Genomic DNA, 12,932 nt, shown 5'->3' with positions numbered 1-12,932 from the left:
ACGGGTTAAGGGCGAATAGGCAGACGGGGGCGCGATGCTCGGGACGGTTTTGGCAATTCTTGGCATTGCGGTACCAGTAATTGGTGCGTCCTTCACCGTTGCGTACAAATGGCCCCAGTTTTACGAGCAGGCCAGTAGAGCAACCATGAAGGTTGCCGTCTGTATCTCTTTCCTTGCTGCCGCATACTATGTCGGTGCTCAACACGCTCTAATTGAAGCGAAACGTCTCATTTCTGAAAATCAATCACTGCCCGAAAATGTTGCGGATTTCAGATCGCAATATCATTGGTTTTTTATCGTGTTTCCTATGTCAGTTATCGTTTTTGGCTTCTTGATTGAAAGTGTTGCCTCAATGATCCGAGACGAAGAAAATCAGAAAAACAAGTAACCGTATTTCATACAGAGATACGACGCTGCGCTCGTTAGAAGCGCGATCGGGAACATAATACGGTAGTTCATATCAGTTCCTCCTACGCCGCTTTGGGCTGGTTGCGCGTTTTTCCTCAACGCATACTGTCTTACGTTTCAGTTCTTATCTTTGATTTCTTGTTCTGAAGGTTGGTGGGGGAAGGGTTCCAGCTAAAGACCCCCCTACCCCCAGAAAGACAAAAGCCTTCCCAGAGGTGGGGGATCGTTTAGCATGTCCTGAAGGCCGGAGCCGGGAATGGGACACACGCTAGAGCGCCTCTCGGCCACCCGTCCTCTGTTTCTGACAGCACCGTAGGACTTACGACCCCCGCGCTTGCAGCTTCATCAGCAAGGGAATTGCACCCTCGTCGCTGCTTCGATTTCTTCACCAATAGTCCCTACCTACATCGCGTGTCAAATTTTTTTGTAGGTCATGCCTACTTTTTTCGTTTGACAATGTAGGTAGGCATGGCTTACATAGGGTCATCAAAGCGGTTCACGAAGAAGCCAACGCCGATCTGTCCCGCGAGAAACCTCAGAGTTGGGAGACGCCCGAAATGAACGCCTTCAAAATCGACATTGTAGATGCCCTAAAGCATGACGATCAGCAGAACGGGAAGCTGATACCGGCTCGCATGATGAAAATCATGGTGCCGCGTCCAGCAAATGCGTCTGGCGTTGAGTTCTTCCACTGCGATCAAGAAACAATCGGCTTGTAAGCCTTCCGGTTTCCGCCCGGAAGGGCGGTTTCCCACCGATTGCCGAGGAAACCACGATGTCCACGAAAGCCGAAATCGAAGCCATTCTGAAGAACGATATCGCGCAGTTGGAAGCTCTTGTTGGCCAACTCGGTTCGATCAGCCTGACGTGTTTTACGCTGAAGGATCAGGGTGATAGCGGGCTTGAGGTTCGCCGGTTGCTTGGCAAGTACGTCGAACAGCGCTGCGATACCGAAATGCGCCTGATCGACCTCTACCGGGGTTTTGGCGACCTACCCGCAATGTCTCCACTGGAACGCTCGCAGTACCGCGCAAACCGCGCAGATGACCTGCTGGATATGACCAGTGACGCCTTCGAACGCATCAATGATTACGTCCATGGGAGGGCGGCTTAATGTTCTCTGCACTGATGATTTCCACGGCTCTGTCCGTGATGCCAGCTACTAGACCGCACGATCCGCACGTTGGGTTTGTGCTGATCGAAAACCGGGTAGTCGAGCAGATCGGACCATTCTGGGACCGTGAAGATTGCGAGTTCGTTGGCAAGGGCATTGTGAACCACGCGAACGATCTTATCCACCGGCCATATCAGACAGGGCCTTACGAGGCGCTTCGCCTGATGACCACGGAAGTTGTCTGCCAGCGGAGGGTGAAATGACTGAGACAAAGTTCACTCCGGGGCCATGGAGGGCATGGCAACCCCGTGGCGATGAAAGTGTTCCGGTTAGAACGGACGGCCTATGGATAACCATAGCATACGTTCATCAGGGGGCGATAACAAACGCCCGGGCCAACGCCAGCCTGATCGCCGCGGCACCTGATCTTTATGAGGCTCTGGAAGCAGCGATAGAGGAAATCAATCACCTCCGAAAGTTCGCTGGCGATAACGGTGCCATGATTGATGACACTGATTTCGTTGAAGGCATTGCCGCCCTCGCCAAAGCGCGAGGTGAAGCATGACCCTGCTTATCGCCCTGATCGCCAACGGAATTTATGAGCACGAAGTGGGCAGACAATTCATCGAGACCGGCTGGATCGTCGTTCTCTGGGTTTGTCACCTGATGGTGAGGTCAAAATCATGACCATTTCCCCATTCGATCACCTAATCACCATGGCACTGATCGTCGCTTTTATCGCGCTGTGCCAGAGCAAGAGGACGAGGCCGTGAAAGACCTTATCGAAGACGCTCTTAGCTTCATCGCCGTTTCAACCTTCATCGCAACGTTTGCAGTATGGGCCGGGTATCTGGCCGAGAAAGTGTGAGGCTCAATATGGCGCACATGACAACGGTAAAATGCCAGTGCTGCAAAAAGCCGTTCGAGGCCCGCACAGCAGACGTAAATCGTGGATGGGGCAAGTTCTGCTCAAAATCATGCAAGGCACTCAAACAGTACCGGCGGACCGGGGTGTCTGGCCCACATTATGCGGCTTCGGGACGAACAGTTCGTCAGATGGCGAAGGGTGATTACGCTCCATCGAAATTCGATGACTTTGAGCCGTACATGCACGGCGGTGATGACCCTCACTACACCGGCGGCGGATGGGGAGAGGAAAGTCCAAGATGACCGCCCTGCTCCAAGTAAGCGGCTATGTGCGCCGCCAGTCAGCCAAGGGCGATGAGAAGCGCCCACGGTTTACCCAGCCAGTTATCGACACAGCCGCCAAGCTTTGGGCAGCGATAGACGCTGAATACGTCCGCGCTCTGGAAGTCGGGCTGGCAGATTTTTCGGGAGAGTGATGTGGAAGAAATACTTCGGAACATATGCGCCGAGCACGGGCTTAATGCGATCAGCACCACGGTATTCACCTCTAACGGTTTTAAAAAAGTCTCTGTCTACGTGCATTGGGTTGACAGCTCAGGAATATGGCTATGCGAAAGCGGAATAGCCCACACATTCGATGACGCGCTGGCTTTAGCACTTTCTGAAAAGAGCAAGAAAGTTTCGGAGGCCGCGTGATGTCGAAGATCGAGACAGGTGGGCCTGCGTTTCCGCGCCCTTTTCACGAAACCGTAGACGGTAACTTTAGCATCGCTCAAACCGGCATGTCGCTTCGTGATTTCATAGCAACTCACGCTTTGGCTGGAATGCTGGCAAGCGACCATATCTGGGAACACATTCGAGGTATGACGGAGATTGCTCCGAATGATAAGGCAAAGCGATTAGGTGCAGCTCGTACGGCATATGCTTATGCCGACGCCATGCTCGCCGCCCGTGGAGGTGATCGTGACTGACACCTTGCATCAGGACGAACTCACCTGGGATGTCGGCAAGATCAGCCAGCAAGGGATATACGCAAAAATACCGATGAGCGTTTATCACTCGGATTGCTGCGTTGGCCCGTCGATTTCATCCAGTGGCTTGCGCGAGATTGCGCCGCCTGATGGCTGCCCGTTGAAGTTCTGGGACAATAGCTATCTGAACCCGGATCGTGCGCCACAGCAAGAAAAGCATCATTTCTCGCTTGGCAGAGCAATTCATACGCTTCTGCTCGGTGAAGACGGCTTCCGTGATGAATACGTGGTTCGGCCTGCCGAGTTCGATAGCTGGCGCACAACAGCATCCAAGACGTGGCGATCACAGAAGCTGAAGGACGGTAAGACGGTTCTTGAGCCGAATGATTTGGTCATCATTGAAGGAATTGCTGATCGAGTAGCCAATGATCGGTCGTTTATCGAACATCTGGACGGTCGAGTAGAGAGGACCATTATCGTTCGCGATCCGACTACTGGCATATTCGTCAAGGCTCGCCCGGATGCATTACCAGCCGATCAGGTGATTGCCGACTTGAAAACCACATCAGACGCCAGCGAGCGCGGATGCCTGACCTCTATCAAGAAGTTCAACTATCACATGCAGATGGCCCTTGCTGGCTCTGCTCTGGAGCTTCTGACACGTCGGCGGGTCACTGATCATGTGCTTCTGTTTGTCGAGACCAAGCGGCCCTACGCCTACAATATCAAGCCAGTTGACGCTCAATATGTCTGGCTTGGCGCACGTCAAAACCGTGCCGCTCTGGATATTCTGGCTGAATGCCTAAGCACTGGTGTGTGGCCGACCTATTACGGTTCCGGACTGACCGCTTCCCCATCCGATTTCTTTGAAAAGCAGATCGAAAATGAACCTTCGATCCCTGCGGAGGCAGCATAATCATGAGAATAGAACGCGCAGTACGCGAAAAGACATTCACGCTCACGTCGATTGCTGGCCCTTCCGGCTCTGGCAAGACCTATAGCGCCCTCCTCTATGCTCGCGGCCTTGTCGGCCCAGAAGGCAAGATCGGCTTTATTGATACCGAGAACAAACGCTCGCGCTTCTATGCGGATGTTGCGGGCGGTTTTGACGTGATTGATCTTGATCCCCCATTCACGTCAGCACGGTATATCGAAGCGATCAAGGCTTTCGAGAAGGCCGGGTACACTGCCATCATCATCGACAGCATTTCTCACGAGTGGGAAGGCACCGGCGGCGTTCTGGAGCAGGCTGAAGCTATTGAGCAGTCGAGCAAGCGCCCCGGCCTCCATTGCTGGGCGAAACCGAAGGCTGGCCATAAGAAGCTTATGAACGAGCTTCTGCAAACCCGCGCCCACCTGATTTTCTGCTGCCGTGTGAAGGAAAAGGTTGTTCAGGCCAAGGGCGCGAACGGCAAGAACGAGATCGTGAATGAAGGATTTGTCGTCGTTCAGGAGAAGATGTTCATCTACGAAATGACTGTCTCGCTTATGTTGGCGGAAGGCAATCATATCCCGACTATCCTGAAATGCCCCGGAGACCTGCTTCACGCCTTCCCTGAAGGTAGCAAGATCACGCCAAAGATTGGTGAGGCCGTTCGAAGCTGGAGTGATACCGGCAAGGACATTGATGAAGCTTTCGAGATGTCCAAGCGCGCCGGGATGCAGGCTGCCAACGGCGGGATGAAATCTCTTTCCACATGGTGGGGAAGTCTCGACAAGGCTGATCAGCACCGTCTTGCCAACCTGAAAGACACGCTCAAGTCAGTTGCCGAAGCTTCTGACCAAATGCGTTCCGACCAGATGGAAGCGGGCGGCGGTGATGTCGGTGAACGTCTGGCCCATGCCAAATCCATATCCAAGGGCGCTGAGAGCGGTGAAGGCTTCAATCGGGAGTTTGTGACCAACCAGCTTAAGACGCTTTCCAGCGAGCCGGATACGGGCGAACAGGGTGCGTCTGAACCACCCTTTACCGATGCGGACGCCGATGCCTGGGTTTTGAACTCGGTCAACATGCTTATCGCCTCGGCAATGATCGGCGGCGACATGGAAATCATGCGCAACCAGTACCGTGTCGTCAAACAGACCGCACCGGAATGGGTTGATCTGCCGACGATGGGCCGCGTGAACACCGTGTCGATGTTCTTGGCGAAAGTCATGGATGGCGAAGAGGAGTTTGACAAGGCGCGGATTGCCAACCTGTCGAAGCTCAACGCTGAACAGATCAACGATCTGCCGGAGGTGAACTAATGGCCGCCTTCGCAGTACGTAGAGAACCCACGGCGTTCAGCACGTCACCATCCAAGGGCCAGAAGCGCCCACGGCGTGAGAATGGCAAGCATCTGGCTTGGATCAGAACACTGCCATGCGTGATTACTGGCCAGTATGGCGTTGAAGCCGCTCATATCCGGTACGCTGCGCCAGAGTATGGCAAGCGAGACACCGGGAAGGCTGAGAAGCCAGACGACGATTGGGTAATCCCGCTCGCGCCAGAACTGCACCGAGAGCAGCATTCCATGAACGAGGTCAAGTTTTGGGCCAAGTACGGGATTGATCCCTGCCGCGTTGCCCTCGCCCTGTCACGCATCACCGGCGACGACGAAGCCGCCCTTGTCATCATTCGGAACGCGAAGGTGCGCCCATGACCATCCCAGAACAGGCAGTACAGGCGGCAGCGAACGCTGCGCATGAAGAACTTCTGTCTATGGCAAAGCAGATGAACGTTCCGATGGAATACACACAGTCCATCAGCGTCAATAACTACCGTGTCATGCGCACCGCCCTCACCGCAGCCTTCCCTCACCTCGCAGCGGTGCGGGTGAAGAAGCTGAACGAAATCCTGCGCGAACTCATCACCGAGCAGTCAGAAGGCGAATGGGACGAAGCAACTATTGAAAATGATGTTCAAAATTTCTCTGCTCGCATCCTCTCCGCGCTTGAGACTTCCGTAGCGCAGCCCGATCCTTGGGTTGATACTCGTCTCATCAGGTTTGATGACACAATCGTTTTTGGTCGCGGTGGCTTTGATTTTGACCGTTGGGAGAGCCTCCGGTGGGAGATGCATACTCGTCACGGATCGTTCGCTGTATGGAAAAGCGATAGCAAGACTTGGTCAATGTATGGAGGAAAGTATGGCTTCCTGATGCTGGATCGATTTTCAAGCGAGGAAGAAGCCAAGGCCGAGGCAGAACAGATTGTTGTTTCGCTCGACGCCGAGCCTTCCGCAGCGCCTGAGTTGGCGGTGTCTTCGGGAGACATAGTTGATGCGCTGTTCAAAGACTTGCGCGGCCGTCGCTTCCTGAAATGGTTATTCTCCGACCGAGGCGATGATTGTCTGATTGATGTGTTTCGCGGCGGGGATGAGCTGAGAGGCCTTGACCACGAAGTACAGCAAGAAATCCGAAAAGCATGGGAAGCGATTATTGAGCGCGCCCTCCATCCAGTAGCGGATAAGCCCGACGAAGCAGGACGCGAGGGGGAAGTGCGACAGCAATACCCTGCCGCATGGATGGTTCGCGAGAATGATTATGAAGTATGGGACTTTATTCGGCTCAAAAAAGCAGCCGATGATTTGACCGCCCGTGGTTTTGAGGTGATCCCACTCTACACTCTCCACACCCCTCCAAGCAGTGAGGTGGCGTGATGGGGAAGCTCAACGCAACACAGGGCATCACAATCAGCGGCGATAGCTGCGGCACCGACATCGAGCTTACGATGAAGGTCAAATTCTCGGTCAGCAAGTACCGACCAGCCACCGCTATCGATCCAGCCGAAGAAGCAACTGTCGAGATCGATGAAGTAAAACTCTTCGACGGCGAGCAGGAATTGAACCTGACTTACTGGCTGGAAGATCGCCTTTCAGAGAGCGACAGCCTCAAGGCTTGGCTCATGTCAGAAGCTAATGAGCAGATCAAGCAAGCCGAAGAAGATCACGCTGATCATATGCGCGAAATGCGCCGGGAGAATGCCAATGGCTGAGACAAAATATACGAAGGGACCGTGGGATTGGGAAACCCCTTTGGGCGACGATTGCTATTCGATAGTTCAGGCTGGATTGAAATCATACGAATGGCAATTCATTGCCCATGTTCATGTCGGCATTCCGGCAGAAGGAATGATGCCGCGACAAGAGGCTCTAGCCAATGCTCGCCTGATCGCCGCAGCACCGGAGCTTTATGAGGCTGCCAACGTTGCCCTTTCTCGTCTCCAACTAACTGGAGGAAAAGACGGTGAATATCTCGGTAATCACGAAAAGAAGATGATCGAAGTATTATCCAAGGCCCTCGCCAAAGCTCGCGGCGAAACCCACCCATCAGGAGGCGACCGTCATGGCGAGTGAATTGAGTGCCGAGCAAATTCGCGAATTGATGCACTACGATCCAAAAACCGGGATTTGCCTATGGAAAATCCGAGATAGCAAGTGGTTTGAAGGAAACTCGCGCGATGCGGAATGGTGCTGCAACGCATGGAACAAGCGTTATGCCGGGACAAAAATAGGCCGTCTCTCTAAAGGATATATCGAAGCACGAATACTCGGGAAAATGTACGGGATGCATCGCGTGATTTGGCTCTACATGACTGGGAAATGGCCGCTTCTCGTCGACCATATCAACGGAAACCCGAGTGACAACAGATGGAAAAATCTCAGAGAGACCGACCAGGCAACAAACAATAAAAACCTACGGCAACGTAGTGATAATAAGTCTGGAGCCACGGGCGTTTACTTTCAAAAAAGCACCGGTAAATGGCAATCCAAGATCAAATCATCGGGCGTCGATTACCATCTCGGCGCATATCAAAAACGAGAAGACGCTATCCTTGCGAGAAAAGTCGCTGAGAAGTGCCTTGGGTTCCACGCTAATCACGGGAGGAAGTAATGGCTAATAATGGAACCCGCTCGCAGGCTGAGGAGCTATTGGCGGCGGAACGGGCGGAGAATGCCCGCTTGCGAGATAGCACTTTGCCAATGGCGTGTGATCCAGATGAATGGACCGCCGCCGAGGAAGTGCTTGCGCATCTTCTGATCAATGTCATCGGTGCGCCTGATGACGTTCCATACACTCCAAATCAAGCGCAGGAGGTAATTGAGCGTCAGTTGAAGCGCATTCGCGAATTGGACGACATTGAAGAAATGCTCATGGACGGTCAAGGCGACGATGACGGCGCGCAGATTATGCCGGAATTTGAAGCCGGATGGTCAACGACGGCAAAAGTCGAAGAATGCTTGCACCTGCTTGAAAAACGCCGTGACGTTATCGAAGGGTTCGAAGCCGACAACGCAGCACTCACTGCGCGGATTAAGGAGTTGGAGCAGATCAACGCCGATCTGTGCCGATCGCACGGCGTATTGAATGTTACAGGCGCAAAACTTGAAGGACAGGTGGAAGCCCTCGAAGCCAAGCTCGCGGCGGCTGAAAAGGCGCTGTCGTTCTATGCAGACCCGTCAAAATGGAATGACGGCTATTTCAAGTCTGAAGACGACGGGACAGTCCTTCGTGCTTATCCACCCTCAATTGAGAATGATCAGGGCGACAAAGCCCGCGCAGCGCTGGGAGGGAAGCCGTCATGAGCCGCTATCCTGACCCCACGCCGCTCATCTGGCTGTCCTTTGTCGGGCTGGCAACCCTGTTCGCGCTTGCTGGCGGGGCGCTGTTCTACCTCAGCTATCACCTCATCCGAGCAGTTCTTTTCTATGTAGGTGCGCTATGACCTCCGACCTCATTACCCGTCTCTCCAAGCTAGACGCGCCTGACAGGGAAGTGGACGGCCTCATAGCCGAAACTTTCGGATTTCCGCAAGAGGTGTTTGGTGAAAGCTTCGGGACTTATGACGTTGATGGACCAGAAATGCACTATGACGCAGCAACATGGTCTGGCAACGGCAAGTCTTGGTCTGCCCCCTTCTTCACCGCCTCTGTAGACGCCGCTATCGCGCTGGCGAAACGTGTCTGCGATCCCGCATGGATCAGGATAGATGAATGGTACATGGGTGAAGAAAAGCCCGCCGTGGCCGCTATCCTTCTAAAACCAACCCCAAATGAAACATTCGGCGGCAAAGGTGCAAATCAGTCCATCGCACTTCTGATCGCCCTCTTGCGCGCAAAGGAGGCCAGCAATGCCGAGTAAGGAACACGAAGCGCTTGTCGAGAAGGTGGCGCGGGTCATCTGCTTTGAAACTGGCAGCATGGGCGACCCAATGCCCATCGAATTGCAGCGCGTGGATAGAGACTGGCAAGAGCATGTCACTGCTGCAAAGGCTGCAATCTTCGCCATCCGCGAAGCTCTACAGGAGCCGACAGAGGTAATGACAGCGAACGGGTACGTTCACTGCTACAACCCAGATAGGACGTGGAGCGCCATGCTCGCCGCATCCGCACTTGGGGAGCAGAGCAAATGAAGCTGACCGATACAGAGCAAGAGCTTCTGGACATAGAAGAGCGACGCATGCGGACGCTAACTGGCAATCACAAGCATTACTGCATGGATTGGGACGGTATGGCTATTGATGACACGTGCCCTGAGTTTGAATGCTGCACGTGCATAGACGTGGAAGGTCGCCAAGCCCTGAAAGGCGGTTCCGAATGAGCCGTCTGGATCGCAGAGATCGCGACTTTCTCCAACGGCTATGGTTCGGCCAGACATTACGTCTCGCTGATCGTGAGGAAGATCGAGTGCGTCAGAAAATGCGCAAGGCTGGGCTGGCCGTGGTTATGAAGAACCCGCGTCGTTGGGAACTCACCGAAGCAGGCCGCGCCGCACTGCGGGAAAGGGAGTGAGGATGTACGAACCCAACTACCATTATATTCCGTGCCGGTGTTTCAGCGCTGATCATTTGGTCCGTGTCTGCCCGGATGAGGATATAGACGGCACATTGAACGTTGAAATCTTGTCCTCACGCCAATCGTCTTTCTGGTCGCGCGTCAGATGGGCCTTGAAGCATGTATTCGGTCGTGAGGACCTTGTGTTTGCCGATGTGATTGTCTCGCGGGAGAAGTGGCTGAAAGCGGCGGGAGAAGCCGAAAGGAAGGAGGCGGGAAAGTGATACCAGCATCAGGGAGTTCTACTTTTCAACGTCAACCAAGGGCGGGCACCGGAGGCTTTGAGAGGTAAATACGATGAGCGCAGCACAGAAGCGCATTGCAGACCTAGACGAAGACGAACTGATCTCGCTTGCAGATGCTGTTGAGATATTCTTTTCTGGGCGGCTGACGAAATCGTCTTTGCGGACAGAAGCGGCAAAGGGAAACCTCGAAATCATCCGCATCGCAAACAAGGATTTTGTGACGCGTAACGGCATAAGAAGGATGATTGAAAGATGTCGCGTAAGAGAAGCCCCGCAAGGCTCTGGTTCCGATCAGACACCGGGACTTGGTTCATTAAAGACGGAGAAAAGCGTATCAGCACAGGATGCGCTAAGGATGAGACTGAACGGGCAGAGCAAGTTCTCCGCGAATACGTCACGTCCAAATATGAGCCAGTCAGGGGAGGTTCTTCGGCTGCAATCACGATAGGTGATGTTTTGCTGGTCTATCTCGATGAGAAGGCCATCCGCACTTCAAGGCCAAGGGAAACAGAAGCAGCCGTCAACAGGCTGAATGACTTCTTCGGTGCGGATGCAATCAATGAAATACGCGGCAAGAGATGCAGAGAGTTTGCCGATCATAGGAAAACAGAGAGCGGCGCGAGGCGGGATTTGGAAGTCCTGCGCGCTGCTATAAATCATTATCACAAGGAATACGGGTTGGATGTCGTACCGGCGGTAACATTGCCAGACAAGAGCCTGCCGAGGGAACGATGGCTAACCCGGAATGAAGTGGCAGCGCTTATAAAAGCCGCCAGGAGGCTCCAGAAGTGCGATCACATCATCCGGCTTGTTCTGATCGGCACATATACCGGAACGCGCCTATCGCCCATTCTGGGGCTGCAATGGATGCCGAATACCACAGGCGGATATGTTGATCTGGATAAAGGTGTGATCTACCGCAAGGCCATGGGTGAGCGGGTAGCCCATAACAAGCGCAAGCCACCGGCAAAGATACCACCGCGCTTGTTGCGGTTCCTTCGTTACTGGAAGGCGAAGGACGAAGCATGGAGTGCCGAGCAGGCAAAGACTGTCAGCTTGCGCCATATCGTGCATTTCAACGGGGAGAAGATAACCAAGCCACATAAGGCATTCCGCTCGGTGCGGGCTGAGGCTGGTTTAGGGGAAGATGTCACACCGCATGTCTTGCGCCACACAAGGGCGACTTGGCTTGCACAAGCTGGCGTAGATGCCCACCAGGCAGCAGCATCTTTGGGTATGACAGTGGAAGAGTTCGAAAGGACTTATTCGCATGTATCGCCGCTATTCCAGAAGGATGCGGCCAATGCGTTCTGATCAATAAATGAGCCTTTCGGTCCGTAATCGGTCCGTGGCGCGAATTAGTAAAATATGCAAGAAAATCAGTAAATCGGGAATTGTCCAAGCCTATCAATGACTTGAAAGATGGTCGGAGTGAGAGGATTTGAACCTCCGACCCCCTCGTCCCGAACGAGGTGCGCTACCAGGCTGCGCTACACTCCGTGACCACGTGGTCTTGACCATTGAGGCGGCTTATAACGCCCCCAATTTCAAGCTGCAAGAGCATCCTGTCGTTTTTTTAATGCCTAACCCCAAAAGTTGGAAATGGTTTCAGACGAGTTGCATATGAGAGCAGGACGGCGCTATCCGTTTGCTTCCAAAATCTATTAAAGCATAGCAAAAACAGGCTTCGTACCACCGCCAAAAGCCACGAAATTGGGGTTTGCAAAACCCGCAACACCTTCATTGGCGCGTTGACCATAAGAGAGCGGCGTTCCCTCGAAAGTCGTGGTGAGGCCACCAGCGGCGCGTAACACGGCATCGCCCGCCGCCGTATCCCATTCCATCGTCGGGCCGAAACGTGGATAAATATCGGCCTCTCCACTGGCAATCAGGCAGAATTTCAGCGACGAACCGATGGAAACACAGCTGTTGATCCTGTTGTCGTTCAGGAACTTTTCCGTTTCCGGGTTCTTGTGTGACCGGCTGCAGACGGCCACCCGCTCTGGCCCGTGAACACGCACCGCTATCCCGCGCCTTGTTCCGATTGCATGATCTTTGGTCGTCGTTATTTCTTCAGCACCATTGCTGTTTCCAATAAACAAGCGATTGCGAACTGGTGCATAAACGATGCCGAGAACCGGAGCGCCATCCTCGATCAGGCCGATATTCACTGTGAAATCGCCGTTTCGCAACAGAAACTCACGGGTGCCGTCGAGAGGGTCGACCAATAAAAATCGCCGCCCCAAATGTGAAGGCAAACGTCCCGCTGCCACTTCTTCTTCAGCCACAACCGGAATATCCGGAACAACGGAAGCGAGTGCCGCAAGAATGATGGCTTCCGCGTCACGATCTGCTTCCGTGACCGGGGAAGAATCTTTCTTGCTCTGAACCGCGCAACCATTGGCATAGTGCTTCATGATAACGCGCCCCGCCTCGAGTGCAGCTTCCTGCAGGACGGCCAGCATTGCTTCGTCGTTCGGATCGGCTTTCGGGGAGGCTGAAATCTTCATTGC

The 12,932-nt window shown here is 53.8% G+C and carries 25 protein-coding genes, 1 tRNA gene and 1 pseudogene; 25 read left to right on the top strand and 2 right to left on the bottom strand.

Annotation, left to right across the window (positions count from 1 at the left end; translation table 11 throughout):
• The first annotated feature begins 34 nt into the window (after positions 1-34).
• From OANT_RS01135 to OANT_RS01035, 25 genes and pseudogenes are all read left to right on the top strand, one after another.
• Positions 35-388: a hypothetical protein gene (locus OANT_RS01135; protein ID WP_011982408.1), complete on the top strand. Its 354-nt coding sequence runs from the start codon at positions 35-37 to the stop codon at positions 386-388.
• A 577-nt stretch (positions 389-965) separates the two neighbouring features.
• Positions 966-1,127: a hypothetical protein gene (locus OANT_RS26650; RefSeq protein ID WP_157796386.1), complete on the top strand. Its 162-nt coding sequence runs from the start codon at positions 966-968 to the stop codon at positions 1,125-1,127.
• 56 nt (positions 1,128-1,183) lie between these two features.
• Positions 1,184-1,522 (top strand): hypothetical protein, encoded by a 339-nt coding sequence (locus OANT_RS01130; RefSeq protein WP_011982407.1) that lies wholly within the window; start codon positions 1,184-1,186, stop codon positions 1,520-1,522.
• Complete coding sequence (locus OANT_RS01125) at positions 1,522-1,785, top strand: hypothetical protein (protein ID WP_011982406.1); 264 nt, start codon at positions 1,522-1,524, stop codon at positions 1,783-1,785. The genes OANT_RS01130 and OANT_RS01125 overlap by 1 nt, the downstream gene beginning before the upstream one ends.
• Positions 1,782-2,087: an XkdD/Y8K6 family phage-associated protein gene (locus OANT_RS01120; protein ID WP_041544888.1), complete on the top strand. Its 306-nt coding sequence runs from the start codon at positions 1,782-1,784 to the stop codon at positions 2,085-2,087. The genes OANT_RS01125 and OANT_RS01120 overlap by 4 nt, the downstream gene beginning before the upstream one ends.
• Positions 2,084-2,209, top strand: a complete 126-nt coding sequence (locus tag OANT_RS27020) for a hypothetical protein (protein ID WP_255412129.1) — start codon at positions 2,084-2,086, stop codon at positions 2,207-2,209. Before OANT_RS01120 ends, OANT_RS27020 begins: the two co-directional genes overlap by 4 nt.
• A gap of 479 nt (positions 2,210-2,688) precedes the next feature.
• A complete protein-coding gene (locus OANT_RS26645) occupies positions 2,689-2,865 on the top strand; it encodes a hypothetical protein (RefSeq protein WP_158304315.1) in 177 nt (58 codons plus the stop codon).
• A 219-nt stretch (positions 2,866-3,084) separates the two neighbouring features.
• On the top strand, positions 3,085-3,360 hold the full coding sequence (locus OANT_RS01110) for a hypothetical protein (RefSeq protein WP_011982405.1): 276 nt from the start codon (positions 3,085-3,087) through the stop codon (positions 3,358-3,360).
• On the top strand, positions 3,353-4,276 hold the full coding sequence (locus OANT_RS01105; RefSeq protein ID WP_011982404.1) for a PD-(D/E)XK nuclease-like domain-containing protein: 924 nt from the start codon (positions 3,353-3,355) through the stop codon (positions 4,274-4,276). The genes OANT_RS01110 and OANT_RS01105 overlap by 8 nt, the downstream gene beginning before the upstream one ends.
• A 2-nt stretch (positions 4,277-4,278) precedes the next feature.
• A complete protein-coding gene (locus OANT_RS01100; protein WP_011982403.1) occupies positions 4,279-5,607 on the top strand; it encodes an AAA family ATPase in 1,329 nt (442 codons plus the stop codon).
• Positions 5,607-5,858, top strand: a pseudogene (locus tag OANT_RS27495) (DUF968 domain-containing protein); the annotation flags it as partial. The gene OANT_RS01100 and the pseudogene OANT_RS27495, both read left to right, overlap by 1 nt.
• A 15-nt stretch (positions 5,859-5,873) precedes the next feature.
• Positions 5,874-6,002, top strand: a complete 129-nt coding sequence (locus tag OANT_RS27010; protein WP_255412127.1) for a hypothetical protein — start codon at positions 5,874-5,876, stop codon at positions 6,000-6,002.
• Positions 5,999-7,000 (top strand): hypothetical protein, encoded by a 1,002-nt coding sequence (locus tag OANT_RS01090; protein ID WP_011982401.1) that lies wholly within the window; start codon positions 5,999-6,001, stop codon positions 6,998-7,000. Before OANT_RS27010 ends, OANT_RS01090 begins: the two co-directional genes overlap by 4 nt.
• The gene (locus OANT_RS01085; RefSeq protein ID WP_011982400.1) at positions 7,000-7,335 is read left to right on the top strand and encodes a hypothetical protein; all 336 of its coding nucleotides are present in this window, start codon (positions 7,000-7,002) and stop codon (positions 7,333-7,335) included. Before OANT_RS01090 ends, OANT_RS01085 begins: the two co-directional genes overlap by 1 nt.
• The gene (locus tag OANT_RS01080; protein ID WP_011982399.1) at positions 7,328-7,696 is read left to right on the top strand and encodes an XkdD/Y8K6 family phage-associated protein; all 369 of its coding nucleotides are present in this window, start codon (positions 7,328-7,330) and stop codon (positions 7,694-7,696) included. Before OANT_RS01085 ends, OANT_RS01080 begins: the two co-directional genes overlap by 8 nt.
• The gene (locus OANT_RS01075) at positions 7,686-8,234 is read left to right on the top strand and encodes an HNH endonuclease signature motif containing protein (RefSeq protein WP_011982398.1); all 549 of its coding nucleotides are present in this window, start codon (positions 7,686-7,688) and stop codon (positions 8,232-8,234) included. The genes OANT_RS01080 and OANT_RS01075 overlap by 11 nt, the downstream gene beginning before the upstream one ends.
• Positions 8,234-8,926 carry a hypothetical protein gene (locus OANT_RS01070; protein WP_011982397.1) on the top strand — a complete coding sequence of 231 codons (693 nt, stop codon included), beginning with the start codon at positions 8,234-8,236 and terminating at the stop codon, positions 8,924-8,926. The genes OANT_RS01075 and OANT_RS01070 overlap by 1 nt, the downstream gene beginning before the upstream one ends.
• Positions 8,923-9,066, top strand: coding sequence for a hypothetical protein (locus OANT_RS26640; protein WP_011982396.1), 144 nt, complete (start codon positions 8,923-8,925; stop codon positions 9,064-9,066). Before OANT_RS01070 ends, OANT_RS26640 begins: the two co-directional genes overlap by 4 nt.
• Positions 9,063-9,482 carry a hypothetical protein gene (locus tag OANT_RS01065; RefSeq protein WP_011982395.1) on the top strand — a complete coding sequence of 140 codons (420 nt, stop codon included), beginning with the start codon at positions 9,063-9,065 and terminating at the stop codon, positions 9,480-9,482. The genes OANT_RS26640 and OANT_RS01065 overlap by 4 nt, the downstream gene beginning before the upstream one ends.
• Complete coding sequence (locus tag OANT_RS01060; protein WP_011982394.1) at positions 9,472-9,753, top strand: hypothetical protein; 282 nt, start codon at positions 9,472-9,474, stop codon at positions 9,751-9,753. Before OANT_RS01065 ends, OANT_RS01060 begins: the two co-directional genes overlap by 11 nt.
• Positions 9,750-9,941: a hypothetical protein gene (locus tag OANT_RS01055; RefSeq protein WP_041544884.1), complete on the top strand. Its 192-nt coding sequence runs from the start codon at positions 9,750-9,752 to the stop codon at positions 9,939-9,941. Before OANT_RS01060 ends, OANT_RS01055 begins: the two co-directional genes overlap by 4 nt.
• Entirely contained in the window at positions 9,938-10,132 is a 195-nt protein-coding gene (locus tag OANT_RS01050; protein ID WP_041544882.1) for a hypothetical protein, read from the top strand. The genes OANT_RS01055 and OANT_RS01050 overlap by 4 nt, the downstream gene beginning before the upstream one ends.
• A gap of 2 nt (positions 10,133-10,134) precedes the next feature.
• The gene (locus tag OANT_RS01045) at positions 10,135-10,398 is read left to right on the top strand and encodes a hypothetical protein (RefSeq protein ID WP_041544881.1); all 264 of its coding nucleotides are present in this window, start codon (positions 10,135-10,137) and stop codon (positions 10,396-10,398) included.
• A gap of 73 nt (positions 10,399-10,471) precedes the next feature.
• A complete protein-coding gene (locus OANT_RS27005) occupies positions 10,472-10,867 on the top strand; it encodes a hypothetical protein (RefSeq protein ID WP_041544879.1) in 396 nt (131 codons plus the stop codon).
• 8 nt (positions 10,868-10,875) lie between these two features.
• Entirely contained in the window at positions 10,876-11,733 is an 858-nt protein-coding gene (locus OANT_RS01035) for a tyrosine-type recombinase/integrase (RefSeq protein WP_246750201.1), read from the top strand.
• A 109-nt stretch (positions 11,734-11,842) separates the two neighbouring features.
• On the opposite strand, the gene OANT_RS01030 is transcribed toward OANT_RS01035, so the two are convergent.
• Positions 11,843-11,919, bottom strand: a tRNA-Pro gene (locus OANT_RS01030).
• A gap of 164 nt (positions 11,920-12,083) precedes the next feature.
• Positions 12,084-12,929 carry a 3'(2'),5'-bisphosphate nucleotidase CysQ gene (gene cysQ / locus OANT_RS01025; RefSeq protein WP_010658035.1) on the bottom strand — a complete coding sequence of 282 codons (846 nt, stop codon included), beginning with the start codon at positions 12,927-12,929 and terminating at the stop codon, positions 12,084-12,086.
• Positions 12,930-12,932: the final 3 nt, after the last annotated feature.

Origin of the sequence: Brucella anthropi ATCC 49188 (assembly GCF_000017405.1) — a bacterium.
Taxonomy (GTDB): domain Bacteria; phylum Pseudomonadota; class Alphaproteobacteria; order Rhizobiales; family Rhizobiaceae; genus Brucella; species Brucella anthropi.
The sequence above is the reverse complement of the archived record's forward strand: the minus strand, read 5'-3'. Positions and strand labels throughout refer to the sequence as shown.

What these genes read in the sequence shown, in the direction of transcription:
- OANT_RS01135 (WP_011982408.1), top strand. Translation starts at nt 35, where the DNA reads ATGCTCGGGACGGTTTTGGCAATTCTTGGCATTGCGGTACCAGTAATT.
- OANT_RS26650 (WP_157796386.1), top strand. Translation starts at nt 966, where the DNA reads ATGAACGCCTTCAAAATCGACATTGTAGATGCCCTAAAGCATGACGAT.
- OANT_RS01130 (WP_011982407.1), top strand. Translation starts at nt 1,184, where the DNA reads ATGTCCACGAAAGCCGAAATCGAAGCCATTCTGAAGAACGATATCGCG.
- OANT_RS01125 (WP_011982406.1), top strand. Translation starts at nt 1,522, where the DNA reads ATGTTCTCTGCACTGATGATTTCCACGGCTCTGTCCGTGATGCCAGCT.
- OANT_RS01120 (WP_041544888.1), top strand. Translation starts at nt 1,782, where the DNA reads ATGACTGAGACAAAGTTCACTCCGGGGCCATGGAGGGCATGGCAACCC.
- OANT_RS27020 (WP_255412129.1), top strand. Translation starts at nt 2,084, where the DNA reads ATGACCCTGCTTATCGCCCTGATCGCCAACGGAATTTATGAGCACGAA.
- OANT_RS26645 (WP_158304315.1), top strand. Translation starts at nt 2,689, where the DNA reads ATGACCGCCCTGCTCCAAGTAAGCGGCTATGTGCGCCGCCAGTCAGCC.
- OANT_RS01110 (WP_011982405.1), top strand. Translation starts at nt 3,085, where the DNA reads ATGTCGAAGATCGAGACAGGTGGGCCTGCGTTTCCGCGCCCTTTTCAC.
- OANT_RS01100 (WP_011982403.1), top strand. Translation starts at nt 4,279, where the DNA reads ATGAGAATAGAACGCGCAGTACGCGAAAAGACATTCACGCTCACGTCG.
- OANT_RS27010 (WP_255412127.1), top strand. Translation starts at nt 5,874, where the DNA reads ATGAACGAGGTCAAGTTTTGGGCCAAGTACGGGATTGATCCCTGCCGC.
- OANT_RS01090 (WP_011982401.1), top strand. Translation starts at nt 5,999, where the DNA reads ATGACCATCCCAGAACAGGCAGTACAGGCGGCAGCGAACGCTGCGCAT.
- OANT_RS01085 (WP_011982400.1), top strand. Translation starts at nt 7,000, where the DNA reads ATGGGGAAGCTCAACGCAACACAGGGCATCACAATCAGCGGCGATAGC.
- OANT_RS01080 (WP_011982399.1), top strand. Translation starts at nt 7,328, where the DNA reads ATGGCTGAGACAAAATATACGAAGGGACCGTGGGATTGGGAAACCCCT.
- OANT_RS01075 (WP_011982398.1), top strand. Translation starts at nt 7,686, where the DNA reads ATGGCGAGTGAATTGAGTGCCGAGCAAATTCGCGAATTGATGCACTAC.
- OANT_RS01070 (WP_011982397.1), top strand. Translation starts at nt 8,234, where the DNA reads ATGGCTAATAATGGAACCCGCTCGCAGGCTGAGGAGCTATTGGCGGCG.
- OANT_RS26640 (WP_011982396.1), top strand. Translation starts at nt 8,923, where the DNA reads ATGAGCCGCTATCCTGACCCCACGCCGCTCATCTGGCTGTCCTTTGTC.
- OANT_RS01065 (WP_011982395.1), top strand. Translation starts at nt 9,063, where the DNA reads ATGACCTCCGACCTCATTACCCGTCTCTCCAAGCTAGACGCGCCTGAC.
- OANT_RS01060 (WP_011982394.1), top strand. Translation starts at nt 9,472, where the DNA reads ATGCCGAGTAAGGAACACGAAGCGCTTGTCGAGAAGGTGGCGCGGGTC.
- OANT_RS01055 (WP_041544884.1), top strand. Translation starts at nt 9,750, where the DNA reads ATGAAGCTGACCGATACAGAGCAAGAGCTTCTGGACATAGAAGAGCGA.
- OANT_RS01050 (WP_041544882.1), top strand. Translation starts at nt 9,938, where the DNA reads ATGAGCCGTCTGGATCGCAGAGATCGCGACTTTCTCCAACGGCTATGG.
- OANT_RS01045 (WP_041544881.1), top strand. Translation starts at nt 10,135, where the DNA reads ATGTACGAACCCAACTACCATTATATTCCGTGCCGGTGTTTCAGCGCT.
- OANT_RS27005 (WP_041544879.1), top strand. Translation starts at nt 10,472, where the DNA reads ATGAGCGCAGCACAGAAGCGCATTGCAGACCTAGACGAAGACGAACTG.
- cysQ (WP_010658035.1), bottom strand. Translation starts at nt 12,929, where the DNA reads ATGAAGATTTCAGCCTCCCCGAAAGCCGATCCGAACGACGAAGCAATG.